Here is a 16,580-nt window from a genome sequence, read left to right as displayed (position 1 = left end):
ACAGCCGGAATGGAGGCCGCTAGGTGAAAAAACGTCCGTTGGTGATCGTCTTCCTTCTGGCTTTGGTCAGCTGGGCCGGAAACCTATGGGTTTATGAAAAAAATCAACTGCCGGAGCCTGTTTTTCTTTCGCATTTTATTGATCTCCCCCTTGAACAGGGAACCAGCTTTAAACTCTCCTATCTGGAGAATCACAGAGGTCTTCACATTGTAAACGTAGAGGTTCCGGAACTGCCCCTTGCATCCATCAATTTTCTAAATAAAAACCGGTATACTTATCAAGATTATCAATCGGTGCTGATCGCTCTGGAACAGCCGGCCCAAGAAGCAGAACAGCCTGCACCACCTCTGCACATTACGCAGGTTCGCGCCCGGTTCAGTGACGGAAGTTCTCGCTTGCTGGATATCGGTCACGTTACTCTCACACCAACAGGTAAAAATCCCGACAAACGCTCCTTGTTCGAATTTTCAAGCGGCGGCTCTTCCAATCAGAACGCCGGGTATGCTCTTGCGGCTACCAAGGAAGATCTGATACTGACAGGGATTGATAACCCTTATCCGGTTCAGAGCTCCCCGCGAATGAATTTGTATATCGATACTCTCTCTTTGGAACAGGAACCGGGTTATCTGACCTCTCTCCGATCCGGAGATAAGGTGGAGGGGCTGCCCGCCGAGGACATTTCATTTCCCTTAGCCGTAAAAAAGGGAAGCTACGTGCGCTTATCTTACCGTTTCGAAGACGCAAACACAGATACATCGGAACATAAAGGCACAAAAGACTTTAATCAGATCGAAGAAGCCGTACGGCTCAAAGCCCAGGCTCCCGACGGCTTTAAAGACGACATGGCCGTACATATACGCTTTGAGTCCGATCTAAGCGATTCCGACATCCAAACGATCGTTCAAGCCAGAAGGGAGCTGCCTTAGTTGAGTCGCCTATATTTTCGGATCTCGTGGGGATTGACCCTGACTTTTCTCCATTTTCGCATTCAATCCGTAGATCTGCTCCCGGATTTCATCGGATTTTGGATGGCCGCTTCCGCACTCGGCGAGCTGGGAAAGCGGGAGCAAGCGTTCCGGATAGCGCGCCGGTTCGCTATTCCGCTTATTTTTTTATCGCTGCCTAACGAAATCAACCTCGGCGGGTCTCCGGTTACAGACCAACCATTTTCTTTCTTCTGGTTCTCCCTTGGATTGGTCAACTCGGCGTTTTTGCTCGCCTTCATCTATTATCTTTGTACCGGCATTATTTCTGCCGCTGCCCGCAGCAGCCTTCCCGAGCTGGCACAAAGCGCCCATATCCACAGGTCCGCCTTTTTGGCGGTTACAGGCGCCACGCTTATACTAAGTCCTCTGGCATTAAATATGCCGGAAGCCTGGCAATATCTCCTGATTGCATTAGGTATAATCGGATTTTTGTCGGGGATCTCCATTATTCTGCTGCTGCGCAGGGCAGGCCAACTGTTGGGACCGCTGGAACCAGACCCTGATTTACGAGAAAGTATACTTAGCGGCGAAGACAAAAATACGTAAAACGGGGACCTCTTCCCCATTAACCCAGCCAAGTTAACTGATCACAACTGCTCCTGCCGCTCTTACCCACAGGAAACTAAAAAAAAGCTGCTTTCCTTTAAAAGGAAAGCAGCTTTTTGCGTCGTTGATCCCGTGCGGCTTAACGCTTGCCCGGATCGTAAGGCTCGCCGAGGGCGGCAGGCGGATAAGCACGGCCGACCGCACCCGCAAGCACCAGAATGGTCAAGACATACGGGAGCATAAAGATAAACTCCTGCGGGATGCTCTGCGACCATTCGAAGAGTTGAACATAGTTCCGGATCGCCTGGGAAAGACCGAAGAAGACGGCGGCGCCAAGCGCTCCTACCGGGTGCCATTTACCGAAGATCATGGCCGCCAGGGCGATGTAGCCCTGTCCCGAGATGGTGTTATGCGAGAAGTTGCTTGTCGTCGTCAGGGCGATCGTCGCTCCGCCCAGTCCGGCGAAAGCGCCGCTCAGCATAACGCCGATATAACGCATGCGGCGTACGTTGACACCGACGGTGTCAGCCGCACTCGGGTGCTCCCCGACGGAACGCAGACGCAGACCGAACGGCGTTTTGAACAGCACATAATAGGATACGGCCACAAGAATCAGCGCGATATAGGTGGTCGGGTAGGCCGTGAAAATACCGTAACCGAGTACCGGGATTTGCGAGAGACCCGGGATCGCCCATTTGCTGAATACTTCCGTCAGCGTTTCCGTTTGTCCGGCACCCTCGAAGAGGAGCTTGACGAGGTAGACCGTTACGCCCGCCGCCAGGAAGTTGATGACCACACCGCTGATGACCTGGTCCGATTTGAACGTGATGGTCGCAACGGCATGGATAAGCGAAAACAGAACCCCGAATACAAGCGCCGCCAGAAGTCCGATCCACGGAGACATGCTTCCCATGCCGGCTTCCTGTGCGTAAAACGTACTGACCGCCGCGGCGAACGCGCCGGATACCATCAGGCCTTCCAGTCCGATGTTGGTGACCCCGGAACGCTCCGAGAAAATACCGCCAAGGGCCGCAAAAATGAGCGCCGTGGAAAATACCAGCGTTGTATTGATCAGCTGACCCAAAATATCCAAACTCATCTAGACCACCTTCTCTTTCTTACGCTTGAAATAGAGAGGGGCAATCACCCAGCGCACGATGCCTTGTGCGGCTACGAAGAAAATGATCGAACCGATAACGATCCGGATCAACTCCGGCGGCACATCGGCGCCAAAGCTCATTCCCGCGGATCCGTAAGTCAAGATACCGAACAGAGAAGCGGCAAGAAGTACGCCGAACGGATTCGTCAGTCCAAGAAGGGCAACCGCGATCCCGTCGAATCCGTAACCCGGCGACGCCGGCATAACGGTCTGGTAATGGAACACGCCCAGCACCTCGAACACGCCGGCCAGACCGGCAAACATTCCACTGATAAACATGGCTTTGATGATGTTCTTGTTCACATTCATCCCCGCATATTCAGCGGCATTCGTGTTGTGGCCTACGGCACGGAGCTCGTACCCCTGCTTCGTCTTCCACAGGAAGAAGTAGAAGAATACGGCGGCAAGGATGGCAAAAAGCGTTCCCCAGTGCAGACGGGCGTTATCAAACATAGCGGACAGCCAGCCAAGGCTGACCGAAGCCGTCGGCTCAATGTCAACGGAACGCTGCTGCCCTTTCAGGAGCAGGAAATGGTTGACCGTGTAGTTCGCCAAATAAAGAGCGATCCAGTTGAGCATGATCGTGGTGATAACTTCGTTTACGCCCCGCTTTGCTTTCAGATAGCCCGCTATAGCTGCCCAAAGGCCGCCGAGAAGGGCGCCTACGATAATGGCAAGCGGCGCGTGAATGATCGCGGGCAGTCCGCCCAGTTTGATGCCAACGAAGGAGGCGCCTGTCATCCCGACGATAAACTGGCCCTCTCCGCCGATGTTAAACAGGCCAGCACGGAAAGCGAAAGCGACGGCAAGCCCCGTCAAAATGAGCGGAGTAATTTCGCGGATCGTCTCGCCGAAATCATACATATTCCCGAATACCCTCGAAAACAGCGATGAGTATGCGGTTATGGGATTGTACCCGCCCGCCAGCATAACGATGGCGCCGAATACAAACCCGAGCACGATGGCCGCGAGAGGAATGATAGCGGAATCCCGCATAAAAAACTTCATTATTTTATTCATGGGTCACACCTTCCCGCTTCATGCTGCCGGCCATCATCAGGCCAAGTTCCTGATCGTTCGTTTCTTCCGGCAGAACTTCCCCGACTATTTCCCCTTCGTAAATGACCGCAATCCGGTCTGATACGTTCAAAATCTCATCCAGCTCGAAGGAGATAAGCAGTACCGCTTTACCCTGATCGCGCTGGGCGATGAGCTGCTTATGCACGAATTCGATAGCGCCTACATCGAGTCCGCGGGTCGGCTGCGCCGCGATAAGCAGATCCGGATTCCGGTCGATCTCCCGGGCGATAATCGCCTTCTGCTGGTTCCCCCCGGAGAGAGAACGCGCTTTCGTATGAATGCTCGGCGTACGAACGTCGAACGCTTCGATGAGCCGTTCGGCTTGTTTATCGATCGCCTCGTAATTCAGGAAACCGCCGCGGTTAAAAGCGGGACGATGGTACGTCTGAAGCACCATGTTCTCACTCATGGAAAAATCAAGAACTAGCCCGTGTTTATGCCGGTCTTCGGGAATATGGGACACGCCCGCTTCCGAAATATGACGCGGCGACCTGTTGACGATTTCTTTGTCCAGCAGCTTAATCGATCCGCTGTCCACTTTGCGCAGACCGGTCAGCGCTTCGATCAGCTCGCTCTGTCCGTTGCCGTCCACACCGGCGATTCCGAGGATTTCCCCGGCTTTCACGTCGAAGGACAATCCGTTCAGAACCGGCAGCCCGTCATGCGATTTCGCCTTGACGTCACGGACCTGAAGAACAGGGCCTTTCGGCTGCGCCGGCTTCTTGTCGACTTTGAAGGAGACGCTGCGTCCTACCATTTTCTCGGCCAGCTCGCGGGTCGTCGTCTCGGACGTTTTGACGGTATCAATCACTTTACCTCTACGGATGATCGTAACCGTGTCGGAAATTTGCATAATTTCCTTGAGCTTATGCGTAATGAGGATGATAGACTTGCCTTCGGCAACGAGACGTTTCATGATATCCATCAGCTCAGTGATTTCCTGGGGAGTCAGAACCGCTGTCGGTTCATCGAAAATAAGGATGTCAGCACCACGATAAAGCGTCTTCACGATTTCGACACGCTGCTGCATGCCGACGGAAATATCCTGTATTTTAGCATGGGGGTTTACTTGGAGGCCGTACTGCTCGGAAAGCTTTCTGACCTGCTCGGCTGCGGATTTGTAATCAATGTTCATGCCTTTCTTCGGTTCCATCCCCAAGATGATGTTCTCGGTGACGGTAAACGGCTGAACCAGTTTAAAATGCTGATGTACCATCCCGATTCCCAGCTCGATCGCCTTATTGGGGCTGTCGATCAGAACCGGCTGGCCATTGACTTCGATACCGCCTTCATCCGGCTGGTACAAGCCAAAAACAATATTCATCAAGGTCGATTTACCCGCGCCGTTCTCTCCGAGGAGGGCGTGAATCTCCCCTTTTTGCAGCTTAAGAGAGATGGAATCGTTTGCGACAATTCCGGGAAAACGCTTTGTGATTTGCTTCAACTCAACGACAGGGGTCGCTGCACTCATGAAATCACCCTTACTAAGGTTATTGGTAGAAGGTCTGGAAAGTAAGAACAAGGCCAGTTATGCAACCAGCCTTGTTGTATGCTCCATCATAAAAACGTACATAAACATGCGTCATGGTACATGGTGAAAAGGGTGCAGCCTAAACGAAATCTTATTGCTCAGGTACTTTGATTTCGCCTTTGATGATTTTCTCTTTATATTCGTCAGCAAGCTTCAGCACATCCGCAGGAACGTTCTTGCTGGAAGTGGAAGCAAGGCCTACGCCGTTGTCTTTCAGACCCAATGTTACAGGAGCGCCCGGTTTGAAGTTGCCGTCAACGACCATTTTGGAGTACTTCGTTACCGCTTCTTCAACGCCTTTAACCATGGAAGTCAGAGTCACTTGATCGCCGAATTCCAGGGATTGGTCTTTGTCTACGCCGATAACCCATACTTTTTTGCCTTGCTTGATGCGGTCGTTCGCTTCGTTGAATACACCGTTTCCTGTTGCTCCGGAGGAGTGGAAAATGATGTCCGCGCCGTCGTTGTACATAGTGGCGGCTGCCGCTTTGCCAAGGTCAGGCTTATCGAATGCGCCCGTGTAGTTGATCAGGACTTTAGCGTCCGGATTTACAGCCGCAACGCCTGCTTTGAAACCGGCTTCGAAACGTTTGATAACCGGAATGTCCATACCGCCGACAAAACCGATTTTATTGGATTTCGTCATTTTCGCCGCTACTACGCCGACCAGGAAGGAACCTTCGTTTTCGGCAAAAGTGATGGATTGAACGTTCGGAGCTTCCACCACGTTATCGATGATGGCGAAGTTAGCCGTCGGGTTTTGCTGAGCTACGGTTTTCATAGCGTCCGCAATAACGAAGCCGATCCCCCAAGTCAGGTTGTATTTACCTTGTACAAACTGGTTGAGGTTCGGAACATAGTCGGAATCCGCTTTACTTTGCAGATACTTTGTGGAAATGCCTGTATCTTTCTTCAGCTTCTCAAGCGCTTCCCAAGCGGATTGGTTGAAGGACTTGTCGTTTACGCCGCCAACGTCTGTTACCATGCCGATTTTCACATCGGACTTCTTCTCGCCGCCGGCCGCATTGCCGCTTGGCGCCGCGCCGCCATTGTCAGCCTTCTTGCCGCAGCCTGCCAACACAAGCGTGAATGCCAGCATCATGACCAGCGACAGCTTGAAAAAATTCTTCATAAAAGTAAAACCCCCTGTTTGGTTTTTGTAAGCCTAATCCCTGCATCATAGTATTGGATACGAATTGTAAAAATATGTCGAGAGGACTAGGTTTAATTATACCGCGTAACCGATTATACATGTTGGGTAATCCAAAATCCACAACTAAATATACTACGGTTAATTAAATTTTTTTGTCACTGAGAAAACGCTGCCAAGCCAGGCGGCAAAAGAGTCCCGCACCCCATGGGGGACGGCTCTTTTCAGCGGTCAAATCAGCAGATTAAACAGGGTAGGGTCGTTATTAATTTCGACATAATTGATATCTTTTTTGGATAATCTCGAGATGAGGCCTTCGTAATCGTCTTTGTTTTTCAGCTCGATGCCGACCAGGGCGGGCGCATTGTCCCGATTCGTTTTTTTCATATACTCAAAACGCGTGATGTCGTCGGTCGGTCCCAGCACTTCTTCCAGAAACTCGCGGAGCGCTCCGGCCCTCTGGGGAAAGTTGACCAGGAAGTAATGCTTGAGGCCTTCATAAATGAGAGACCGCTCCTTAATCTCCTGCATCCGGTCGATATCGTTGTTGCCTCCGCTGATCACACATACTACGTTTTTACCCGCAATTTGGCTGCGGTAAGCGTCCAGCGCCGCTACGGGGAGGGCTCCGGCCGGTTCGATGACAATGGCATTATTGTTGTACAGATCCAGAATCGTCGTGCATTCTTTGCCCTCCGGCACCAGCACGATGTCATCCAGCACGTGCCGGCAGATCTCGAACGTCATCTCGCCGACCTGCTTGACCGCCGCTCCGTCGACGAACTTGTCCACCGTCTCCAGAGTCACGACCCGGCCCTCCTCCATGGAGCGCTGCATACCGGCCGCTCCTTCCGGCTCCACGCCGATCACGGCGGTTTCCGGGGAGACGGCCTTGACGTAAGCGCCGACTCCTGCCGCAAGTCCTCCGCCTCCGATGGAGGTGAAAATAAAATCAGGCGACACCGGCATCTGATTCAGCACCTCCAGGCCGACCGTTCCCTGCCCGGCAATTGTCCGAGCATCGTCGAACGGGTGAATGAAGACTTTATTCTCACGCTCGCAATAAATACGGGCCTGAGTGGACGAATCGTCGAAAGTATCGCCGATCAGGACCACTTCCACGTAAGGGCCCCCGAACATTTTTACCTGCGAGATTTTCTGGCGCGGGGTAGTGGTCGGCATAAAGATCTTACCCTCAATCCCCAGATGGTTGCAGGAATAAGCGACTCCCTGGGCATGATTGCCTGCGCTGGCGCATACGACGCCCCGGCTCCGTTCCTCCTCCGTCAAACTTTGAATGACGTTGTAGGCACCCCGTATTTTAAAAGAACGGACGACCTGAAGGTCCTCCCTTTTCAAATAAATATTGCAGTCGTACTGCCTGGACAGAAGCTCGCTGCGCTGAAGCGGCGAAGGCTCAATCACCCGGCTTAGCGCATGGTTGGCGCGTATGATTTCTTCAACTGTGACAGTGTTCGGATTGCTCACGACAGGACTTCCTTTCCGGTGTGGTAATGGTATTCCGATTATTGTAGCACAAGTCGGGCTTTTAGCGCTTGTCTCCGCCGAAAATAAAGAAACCCGTCTCCCGGCTCAATCCGGGAAACAGGTTTCAGATGCAGAAAGGCGATGAGTATCACCCTGGGGCGCCGGAGCACGAAAATGCCGAACACCGATACAGCGCTTAGTCCTCCAGTTCGGAAGCCGGGCGTCTGCGCCGGAATTTCGCCAGAAATTCGTACACGACGGGTACGATGATGAGCGTCAGCAGCGTTGAGGAGATCAGACCGCCGATCACGGTAACGGCGAGTCCCTTGGAGATCAGACCGCCGCTTTCGAATCCGAAGGCCAGCGGCAGAAGCGCGCCGACGGTAGCGAGAGCCGTCATCAGAATAGGCCGCAGACGGGTGGCGGCCGCCTCGAGGAGCGCCTCGCGCGTTCTCATGCCAGCTTTTTCGTTATGAATCACCCTGTCCAGCAGAACGATGGCATTCGTGACGACAATGCCGATCAGCATGAGCGCCCCCATCATGGCCGACACGCTCAAGGTTTCCCCTGTTACAAGAAGGGCCACAATGGCGCCGATGATCGTGAAAGGGAGCGAAAACAGGATCGCAAACGGAGTCAGCGCTCCTCCGAAGAACATTACGAGCACCAGATACACAATCGCGACGGCCGCGATCATGGCGAGACCGAGCTGAGAGAAGGTCTCATTGATCTGTTCCGTTACACCTCCGAAATCGACGCGGACGGACGAAGGGAGGCCGAGCTTGTCGATCTCGCTCTTCAGTCCTGTGGAGGCTGCGCCCACATCCTTCGACGTAATATCGGCCGACACCTCGGCGTACAGCTTCGTGTCCCGGTGGGTAACCGCATTGGGCGACTGGCCCTCCTCTACCTTGGCTACATCCTTCAGAGGGACCTCCACACCAAGCGGGGACGTGATGGTGCTGTTTTCGATCGCAGAAAGATCCGCGTACGTTTTTTTGTCGGCTTGTACGTAAACGTCGACCTCTTTGTCTTCGACGCCAACTTTGGTCAGAACGGGACGCTCGCGATCCCGGTTGAAAGCCATGGCGATCTGACCGGCCGTCAAACCGAGCTTGCTGAGCTTGGCCGGGTCCGCGACAATCGTGTATTGGCCGTACGATTCAGACAGGCTGGAGGCTACCTTATCGAATTCCGGCCTATTCTTCATCAGAGCCTGAATTTTATCCGCAGCGGTTCGGATCTCGTCGAGCTTCTCTCCGTATACGTAGAGACTCAGCTTGCTCCCCCCTACGCCGCCGCCCATATCCATCGGCTTCCAGCTGCCTTGAACGGTGTCCGTCAACCCTTGGACCAGCCTCTTTTTCTCAGCCGTGAAATCGGCAAATGCAGGATCGTATTCCACATAAAAAAGCGCGGACTTGGACGGCCCGGGCGACATCGGATTCTGGCCGCCCACGGAGTACTGCAGATTTCGGACCCCGCTGCGCCCAAGTACATATTTCTCCGCTTCCAGCGCCTTCCGCTTTACATCGTCCAGCGTCTCGCCCGGAGAAGGCGTGTACGTCACCATCGCGTATTTCTGCTCTTCCTCCGGAAGAAAACTGACGCCGACCCGTGTAGCCAGCAGAAGGCTGCCCGCCAGAAGGAGAATAGCCGTGCCGAAAGCGATAAGTTTATGATTCAGCGTCTTGTCCAGGACCCGCCTGTAAAAACGCCCCAGACGGCCGGTTTCGTCATGGCCGCGCCGGTTTTGGCCTTTGCCGCGGACGCGTAACCGGACCGATTCGGCCGGGTCCATGCCAAGCGGAAGGGCAGCGGGCGCGCCTCCCTCCGCATAGGCGGGAACCGGAGCCGGACCCATGCGCTCCAGCCTGCGGCGGAACATGGAATGCCCGAGCATCGGCACGATGGTGATCGCGACGAGCAGCGAGGCAAGCAACGCGAATACCATCGTCAGGGCGAAGGGCAGGAACAGCTGCCCGACGGGGCCGCTCACGAAGCCGAGCGGGAGAAAGACCGCAATCGTCACGATGGTCGACGATAGGATGGGCATAAACATCTCCCGCGTCGCTTCGCGGATAAGGGCTTTGCCCCGCAGAGGCTCGGACGGACTGGACATCCGCCGGTAGATGTTCTCGATGACGACAATCGAGTCGTCCACCACGCGGCCGATGGCGACTGTCATCGCTCCCAGCGTCATGATGTTCAGCGTGATGTCCATCTGCTGCAGCAGCAGAATGCCGATGAGCAGCGACAGTGGAATCGAGACGATGGAAATCAGCGTCGTCCGCCAGTTGCGCAGGAACAGCATGATGATCAGTACGGCGAACAAAGCGCCGAATACGGCCTTGCTCAGCATCGTGTTGACCGAATCCTCGATCGGCTTGCCTTGATCGAGCATGGTCACGGTCTCCACGCCGCTGTTCGCCTGCCGGAACTCGTCGGCCTTCGCCTTGACGGCGTTCACGACGTCCACCGTGTTCGCGTCCGGCGCCTTCACGACCTGGATGCCGATGGACTCCTTGCCGTTCGTGCGGGAGATCGAGTCGGCCCGGTCGGCCAGCTCGATTGCCGCCAGCTCGGCAAGCTTCACGGTCGGCAGACCGGCCGCCCCCACAGGCGACGGCACTGCGCCGCCGACCCTGCCGGCGCCTGCGGCAGTGCCCGGGGCCGCCGCAGCACCCGCACCGGGCGGTGCGCCCGACGCCGCTCCGCCGGGGGCACCGGGTGCTCCTCCTGCGCCCCCGGCTGCCGCTCCCGACCCGGAGCCTGCCGGGCCTGCCGCGCCCGCCGAACCGGCTCCGCCGGGAACGAGCGGAATCTCCAGGTTCCGCAGGTCGTCCAGGCTCTTCACGTTGCCGTCGACGACGAGGGTTTTCTCGGTCCGCCCGACTTCGTAGAGGCCCAGGGGGACTTGGACGGCCGCCCCCTGAATGATCCCTTTGACCGTATCCTCGCTCAGCCCGTAGGTCTTCAGCTTGTCCCGGTCAAAGGTCAGGCGGACTTCCTGCTGGTGCTGGCCCGAGATCTCCACGCTTGCCGCGCCCGGAACCCCTTCGAGCGCAGGGAGCAGATCGCTCTCGATCTGCCGGGTCAACTCGTCAAGCGACTGTTTGTCCCCCGCTACGCTCAGCGATACGACAGGAAATGCGTTTATGTTGATTTTGGACACTTTCGTTTCCTGCGCCCCGCTGGGAAGCACAAAATCGGCGACTGCTTCTTTCACTTCGGAAGCGGCCTTGTCCATGTCCTTCTTATACGAATATTCCATCACTATGGAAGATACGTTTTCCATGGAGGTCGAGCTTACAACGTCTACACCGTCCAGGCTCCGGACCTTCTGCTCGAGAGGGCCCGTGATCCGGTCGGCCACTTCTTCCGGTGCGGCGCCGGGATATACCGTTGTGACGGTAAGAACAGGCACTTCCAGATTCGGAAGCGTCTCCTGCTTCATGCCGAGACCGGCGTAAATACCCGCGGCCGTCACAAGAATCGTAAGCAGCCAGATAACCAGCTTATTGTTCAGAGAATACCGGATAATCCCTCTCACTATTTTCACTCCTGTCTGTTCCTCTGAATGTGTGTCGTAAAAACAGTGACTCCTTAAATAAGGGTAACCCTGCGAATCTCCCTGAGCAAATGGTGCCCGATTCAATTCCGGCCCGTTACGGTGGTCTCCTGCCTATTCTCCTTTTTTCCCAAAAAAAAGACTGCCGAACCCGGCAGTCTCTTAATTTTTTTATGGAATTGTGTATAACGGGGAGGTTAACGCTTCTGCAAATACCGGTAGAAGGCTGTTGCCGCCTGCGCGCGCGTCACCTCAAGTTTCGGACTGAACTTGCCCCCGTCCGCGCTCATGATGCCCATTCCGGTCACAATGGCTGCGTTTCCGATGTTTTTAAGTTCGGAAGCATCCGTAAAATTACGGTTAAAGACGTTATCGAACTCCGTCAGCTTCTTGTAGTTCAGCGCACGGACGATCAGCGAAGCCATTTCCTCGCGGGTAATCGGCTGCTCCGGATTGAACTCGTCGGACGTCCGGTCGATCCATTTGCGGTCCAGAGCCGTTTCCACGTAAGAGAAATACGCATTGCTTTTCTCCACGTCTTTGAACGAGTTCTTGCGGCTGTCCATCGCTCCGGCCGGATAATACCCGCCTCCGCTGTCTGCGATGACGAGCATCTTGATAAGCTCCCCGCGCTTAATGGACTGGTCCGGCTTAACTTTGCCGTCTTTCACTTCGAGGGCCTGGTAATCGAGCATTAATTGCAGCTCGTTTTGCGCCCAGTGGCCCGTGATATCGTCGACTTTGACCGGCTCCAGGGAGATCACTTCACCGTTGTTCCGATTGCGCCATTTGCCGCTCTCCGCATCGAGAAAATAAGCGATGTTTTCGTATTTGTTCTCCAGCGTGTAAACAAGCTGGGCTTTTTGATTTTGGCTGTCCGCCGGATATTTGCCGGAAGCGACAAGAATATTGTAACGCTCAATAGGAATTCCCGGAGGAATTTGGCCTTCGATGCCGACGCTCTGGTAAACCAGGCGAAGCTGGTATTGGGAAAGCAGCAGCTCTTTCGCCTTATCTTTATCCAGCACGGCCGGCTTCTTAGCCGGGTACGTCAGCTTGCTTACATTCACGTAGCTGTTCTGAACATCGCCCGTACGTTTATCCACGCCTACATGAATATTGTCGTTCTCTACCCGGACCCCGTCAATGAACCGAGAGAACAGGAAGGTATACGCGTTATCCTGGTCGACCCCGACTATTTTGCTGTCCGTTTTGGGAGCTTCCGTCGTTTCCAGCACAAGCTGATTCGTATAGGAAGGGTTCGTTTTCTTTACGAAATCAACCGCCTTTCCTTTGGCTTCTTCAAAGGAAACTTTAACTTCCTCCGGCTTGACCGTACGGCTGGAACTATAGTCATAACTGGAGAAGTTCGTCAGTTCACCGGTTTTGGCGTCGATAGCCAGCGACACGTAACCTCTGTTATCCTTCGCTCCGTCTTTACCCGGGAGCGCCCATTGGAAATTCCAGTTAGCTTCCGTCTGCTTCGTGGATTCGTTCTCGTATTCGCTGTAGTTCGCCTCTTCGAGCTTGGCATCCGCCGGGATTTTAACCAGCTGCTGGGCCCGTTTAAGCGCGGCCTCCTTCGTCGTCACGGCCGTTCCTGTGCCGCTTTGAGGCTGCTCGGTCAGTGTCTTGACGGTGGCGGGTGCTTTGCTCTCATACAGCGGCTTGCCTGTTTTGGCGTCAATCTGAAGCGCCGCCATGCTGTAGGAAATCGCCGGTTTGAGCTCCTTCGACTGGTAAGGAAGGAGGTATTGAAGCACCGGTTCCGCTTGCGTGCGGAATGCTTTGTCAGCCTGCTCCGAGGTGATGACGCCTTCTTTTTTATCGAAAGTCACGTCTTTATCCCAGTACACGCGGTAATCGGAAAGATGTCCCTCGCTGTCTACGGCCACCGTGATGTTATTTTGAGGGAACGGAACACCGTCCACCACTCTTTCGAAAGAAAACCGGTAGTCTTCGTATACATTCAGCGGAGTTTTGCGTGAAGATTCGCGCAGGTCGTTGTACTTCACCTGCTTTTGAAGCTCGGGACTTAATTTAGCTATGTAATCGGATGCGATGGTTTTAGCTTGATCCAGGCTTGTTTTAGGCGGATAAACGGGCTTGCTGTCCGGGTTCTTGCTGCTGAAATTGTACCCGAGAAGAGCTCCGGAATCCGCATCCAGCGTATAGGACAAATAAGAATAGTAGTCTTTCTTTTCTTTGTGGCTGAAATTCAAGTTCCAGGTTTTTGCAGGCTTGCCGCCGAATCCCCGGGATACGCTTAAATTAGCCCCCTGGAGAGAGAAGCCTTCCGGCAGGGCAACGTATTTTTTAGCCAGCTCGACGGCCTGCTCCTTGGTGATTTTTACCTCCTCCTGGGAAATGTCGATCTGCTCTTTCCCTTGATCCGTAACCGGATTCGCAACAGATGCGGACGCCCCCGTAACCGCTTTGCTCGCCATAACCGGCGTAACCGTGCCGAACAGCAGTGCGGAAGTGACCACTGCCGTGCCTGCTTTCAGAATAATTTTCAAACGGACCTGCCTCCTTCGAATAGGTGGAATGGAACATACTGGATTCCAGTTCTCACCATCTGAGACGGACAAATCCGGGCAAAGGTTGCGGAAGAATTCCCCATTTCATAACCTGTTACTTTTTTGTCATTTCTCTGCGGTTTACGAGCCTTTTTCCTCCCTTGTCACATCGATAGAACGCCGCCGTCCAAGCGCCTGATTCCCCTTACGGAAGAAAGATCCTCGGCGAGCTTCAGGCATGCGTGATCTTTCCGCTTGGCCTCCACCATTACATCCAGCCGGTCCAGTCCTTCCTCCTTACATGCTTTCAGAAAAATCAGCAGCGGCCCCGCGTCCACATAATCGGCATGGGAACGGAACTCTTTGGCGTTCTTCGGCGTGGAAACATGAATTTTCATCGGGCGGTCCTTCCATGTCTCCGCTATTTGCGGGAGCATCTCGATACCCGGTTGAGAAGAGGAGTTGCACCCGTCGTGATGAAGGTCGAACATCATCGGGACCCCGCTCCGCTTACACACGGACATCGTTTCTTCGGCCGTGTAGGTTTTATCGTCATTTTCAAATGTTAGTCTCTTCAAAATACGCCCCGGAACCCGCGGCAGATTCGAGACAAGACGTTCGGCCGAAGCATACTTGTCCCCGTAGGCTCCGCCCACATGGATGTTAATGATGCAATCGCTGCCCATCCCCATGCCGTCGAGAATGTCAGCATGGTAGTCCAGGTCGCGTATCGCGGCGTCCACCACCGCATCCGAACCGTTGAGCAGCGTAAATTGGTTGGGATGCATCGACAGCCGGATATCGTGGCGACGGGCAAAAGCGCCCAGCTCGGCAAGCTCCTCCCTGTACACCTCTTTGACCCCGATATGGACATCGGGATGGGTGGCGAGCGGGATCAGCGAAGAACTGAGCCGGTACAGGCGGATCCCGTGCGCCGCATTATAATAAAGGATTCTGCGCGTAGCTTCCAGATTGCGGCGGCCCACCTCGATCGCCTTTGCCAACGATTCTTCGTAAGGCCCTTCTTTGAACCGTTTATACGTAAACGTGGAGCTCGGTGTGTTGTGATAAATAGCCAACGCCTGCGCTACATAGCCGATGCGAACTTCCAAGCTTTTCACCTCTTCTTCAGGTTTCCCGTGCCAAAATTTTTTACCCCGGCGCTTCCGGGTTGTATCTCTGAATGAAGAAGTTGTGCGAATTTGGCAGGCATACCCCTATCGGTGGCGGCAGATATTATCCCCGTATGGTTGTCAGCCGGAGCCTTCCGGAACCGGACGCCTCAATAAACCACAAATCTGACCGCACATTCTCAGGAGGGTTCCTTCATGTCTACGCTTCTCTATATTACGGCACATCCGCATGACGACCGGGCTTCTTACAGCATGGCCGTCGGCAAAGCGTTTCTCGATGCTTACCGCGAAAATCACCCCGGAGACCCTATCGTGACACTGGACCTGTACAAAGCGTACATTCCACACATCGACACGGACGTCTTTAGCGGCTGGGGTAAGCTGCGCTCCGGCAGTTCGTTTGATCAGCTCTCGGAAGAAGAAAAGAAAAAAGTGACCCGTTTCGGCGAACTGACGGATCAGTTTGTGGCGGGCGACAAATATGTTTTTGTCACCCCGATGTGGAACTTCTCCTTCCCTCCCGTTATGAAAGCCTATATCGATACGATCTGCACGGCGGGTAAAACGTTCAAGTACACGGAAAACGGCCCGGTCGGCCTGCTTGCCGGCAAAAAAGCGCTGCACGTCTACGCATGCGGCGGTATTTATTCGGAAGGCCCTGCAGCCGGGTCGGACTTCGGAAGCCCGTATCTGAAAACGATCATGTCCTTCTTCGGAATACCGTCTTTTGAAACGCTTTATGTGGAAGGGATGGCCCAGTTCCCCGACCGCGCCGAGCAGATTAAGCAAGACGCCATTAAAAACGCACAGGAAAAAGCGCGGACGTTTTAGTCCGAAACGACTTGAAAAAATAGGAGGGATGAAGCCCCTCCCTTGTCCCCGGACAGAGAAAAACCCGTAAATCCTAAGATTTACGGGTTTTCTTTGGTGCATAAGCGCTTCAGCGTCCCGACAGGGAGCTGAGCTTAGTACTGGTCGCGTCTGATCAGGGAAATGTTGTACGCGGACACCAGCAGACCGACGATTCTCGTGACATAGCCGACGAGCGGAATGTAGCTGAGGAAGGCCAGCACGATGTTGACGACAGCCGGAAGGAGCGTCCGGTTGCTGTTGATCAGGCCGATGACGGCACTCACGAATACGAGAGGCACTACCCAGCCGCCGGACCATAGAAATCCGAACGGGATAAGGCCGACTACGTAGCCGATGATAATTCCGATTTCCACAATAAGCTGAATCACATTCAAAACGCGTTTCGTTTCCGAACTCACGATAAATCCCTCTTTTCGCAAGGCGGCGGCGTGTGGTGAAAACGCCCCGTCCTATATAATTTTACACATAGCAGGGTGTAACTCTCGATCCGGACAACCTTACATAGGCGCGGGAGCAGTCCGCGAATCATGCAGATCGTTTCACC

12 protein-coding genes are annotated in these 16,580 nt (G+C 54.2%); 3 read left to right on the top strand and 9 right to left on the bottom strand.

Features of this window, described 5'->3' with window-relative positions; translation table 11 throughout:
• Positions 1 to 23 precede the first annotated feature (23 nt).
• Positions 24 to 926, top strand: coding sequence for a hypothetical protein (locus tag ABH899_RS16430; protein ID WP_369998185.1), 903 nt, complete (start codon positions 24 to 26; stop codon positions 924 to 926).
• Positions 927 to 1,532: a hypothetical protein gene (locus tag ABH899_RS16425; protein WP_369998182.1), complete on the top strand. Its 606-nt coding sequence runs from the start codon at positions 927 to 929 to the stop codon at positions 1,530 to 1,532.
• Between the two features lie 139 nt (positions 1,533 to 1,671).
• Here the strand turns inward: ABH899_RS16425 and ABH899_RS16420 are convergent, their stop codons facing one another.
• The 8 genes from ABH899_RS16420 to uvsE form a co-directional block, all read right to left on the bottom strand.
• The gene (locus tag ABH899_RS16420; protein ID WP_009675785.1) at positions 1,672 to 2,631 is read right to left on the bottom strand and encodes an ABC transporter permease; all 960 of its coding nucleotides are present in this window, start codon (positions 2,629 to 2,631) and stop codon (positions 1,672 to 1,674) included.
• A complete protein-coding gene (locus ABH899_RS16415) occupies positions 2,632 to 3,711 on the bottom strand; it encodes an ABC transporter permease (protein WP_369998179.1) in 1,080 nt (359 codons plus the stop codon).
• Complete coding sequence (locus ABH899_RS16410; RefSeq protein ID WP_009675899.1) at positions 3,704 to 5,242, bottom strand: ABC transporter ATP-binding protein; 1,539 nt, start codon at positions 5,240 to 5,242, stop codon at positions 3,704 to 3,706. Before ABH899_RS16410 ends, ABH899_RS16415 begins: the two co-directional genes overlap by 8 nt.
• A 151-nt stretch (positions 5,243 to 5,393) precedes the next feature.
• Positions 5,394 to 6,434 (bottom strand): BMP family lipoprotein, encoded by a 1,041-nt coding sequence (locus ABH899_RS16405; RefSeq protein ID WP_009675828.1) that lies wholly within the window; start codon positions 6,432 to 6,434, stop codon positions 5,394 to 5,396.
• Positions 6,435 to 6,683: 249 nt separating this feature from the next.
• The gene (gene ilvA / locus ABH899_RS16400; RefSeq protein ID WP_369998175.1) at positions 6,684 to 7,940 is read right to left on the bottom strand and encodes a threonine ammonia-lyase IlvA; all 1,257 of its coding nucleotides are present in this window, start codon (positions 7,938 to 7,940) and stop codon (positions 6,684 to 6,686) included.
• Positions 7,941 to 8,136: 196 nt separating this feature from the next.
• On the bottom strand, positions 8,137 to 11,493 hold the full coding sequence (locus ABH899_RS16395; protein WP_369998172.1) for an efflux RND transporter permease subunit: 3,357 nt from the start codon (positions 11,491 to 11,493) through the stop codon (positions 8,137 to 8,139).
• A gap of 215 nt (positions 11,494 to 11,708) precedes the next feature.
• On the bottom strand, positions 11,709 to 14,030 hold the full coding sequence (locus tag ABH899_RS16390) for a YcdB/YcdC domain-containing protein (RefSeq protein WP_369998170.1): 2,322 nt from the start codon (positions 14,028 to 14,030) through the stop codon (positions 11,709 to 11,711).
• 164 nt (positions 14,031 to 14,194) lie between these two features.
• Positions 14,195 to 15,151: a UV DNA damage repair endonuclease UvsE gene (gene uvsE / locus ABH899_RS16385; protein ID WP_369998168.1), complete on the bottom strand. Its 957-nt coding sequence runs from the start codon at positions 15,149 to 15,151 to the stop codon at positions 14,195 to 14,197.
• A 207-nt stretch (positions 15,152 to 15,358) separates the two neighbouring features.
• On the opposite strand from uvsE, the gene ABH899_RS16380 reads away from it, so the two are divergent.
• Complete coding sequence (locus ABH899_RS16380; RefSeq protein ID WP_369998165.1) at positions 15,359 to 15,994, top strand: FMN-dependent NADH-azoreductase; 636 nt, start codon at positions 15,359 to 15,361, stop codon at positions 15,992 to 15,994.
• A gap of 134 nt (positions 15,995 to 16,128) precedes the next feature.
• On the opposite strand, the gene ABH899_RS16375 is transcribed toward ABH899_RS16380, so the two are convergent.
• Positions 16,129 to 16,434, bottom strand: coding sequence for a hypothetical protein (locus ABH899_RS16375; RefSeq protein WP_009675810.1), 306 nt, complete (start codon positions 16,432 to 16,434; stop codon positions 16,129 to 16,131).
• Between the last annotated feature and the right edge of the window lie 146 nt (positions 16,435 to 16,580).

The organism is Paenibacillus sp. RC84 (genome assembly GCF_041260495.1).
Taxonomy (GTDB): Bacteria; Bacillota; Bacilli; order Paenibacillales; family NBRC-103111; genus Paenibacillus_F.
The sequence above is the reverse complement of the archived record's forward strand: the minus strand, read 5'-3'. Positions and strand labels throughout refer to the sequence as shown.

Excerpts from the sequence above, each read along its gene's own strand:
- ABH899_RS16420 (WP_009675785.1), bottom strand. The coding sequence starts at position 2,631 with ATGAGTTTGGATATTTTGGGTCAGCTGATCAATACAACGCTGGTATTT.
- ABH899_RS16415 (WP_369998179.1), bottom strand. The coding sequence starts at position 3,711 with ATGAATAAAATAATGAAGTTTTTTATGCGGGATTCCGCTATCATTCCT.
- ABH899_RS16410 (WP_009675899.1), bottom strand. The coding sequence starts at position 5,242 with ATGAGTGCAGCGACCCCTGTCGTTGAGTTGAAGCAAATCACAAAGCGT.
- ABH899_RS16405 (WP_009675828.1), bottom strand. The coding sequence starts at position 6,434 with ATGAAGAATTTTTTCAAGCTGTCGCTGGTCATGATGCTGGCATTCACG.
- ABH899_RS16380 (WP_369998165.1), top strand. The coding sequence starts at position 15,359 with ATGTCTACGCTTCTCTATATTACGGCACATCCGCATGACGACCGGGCT.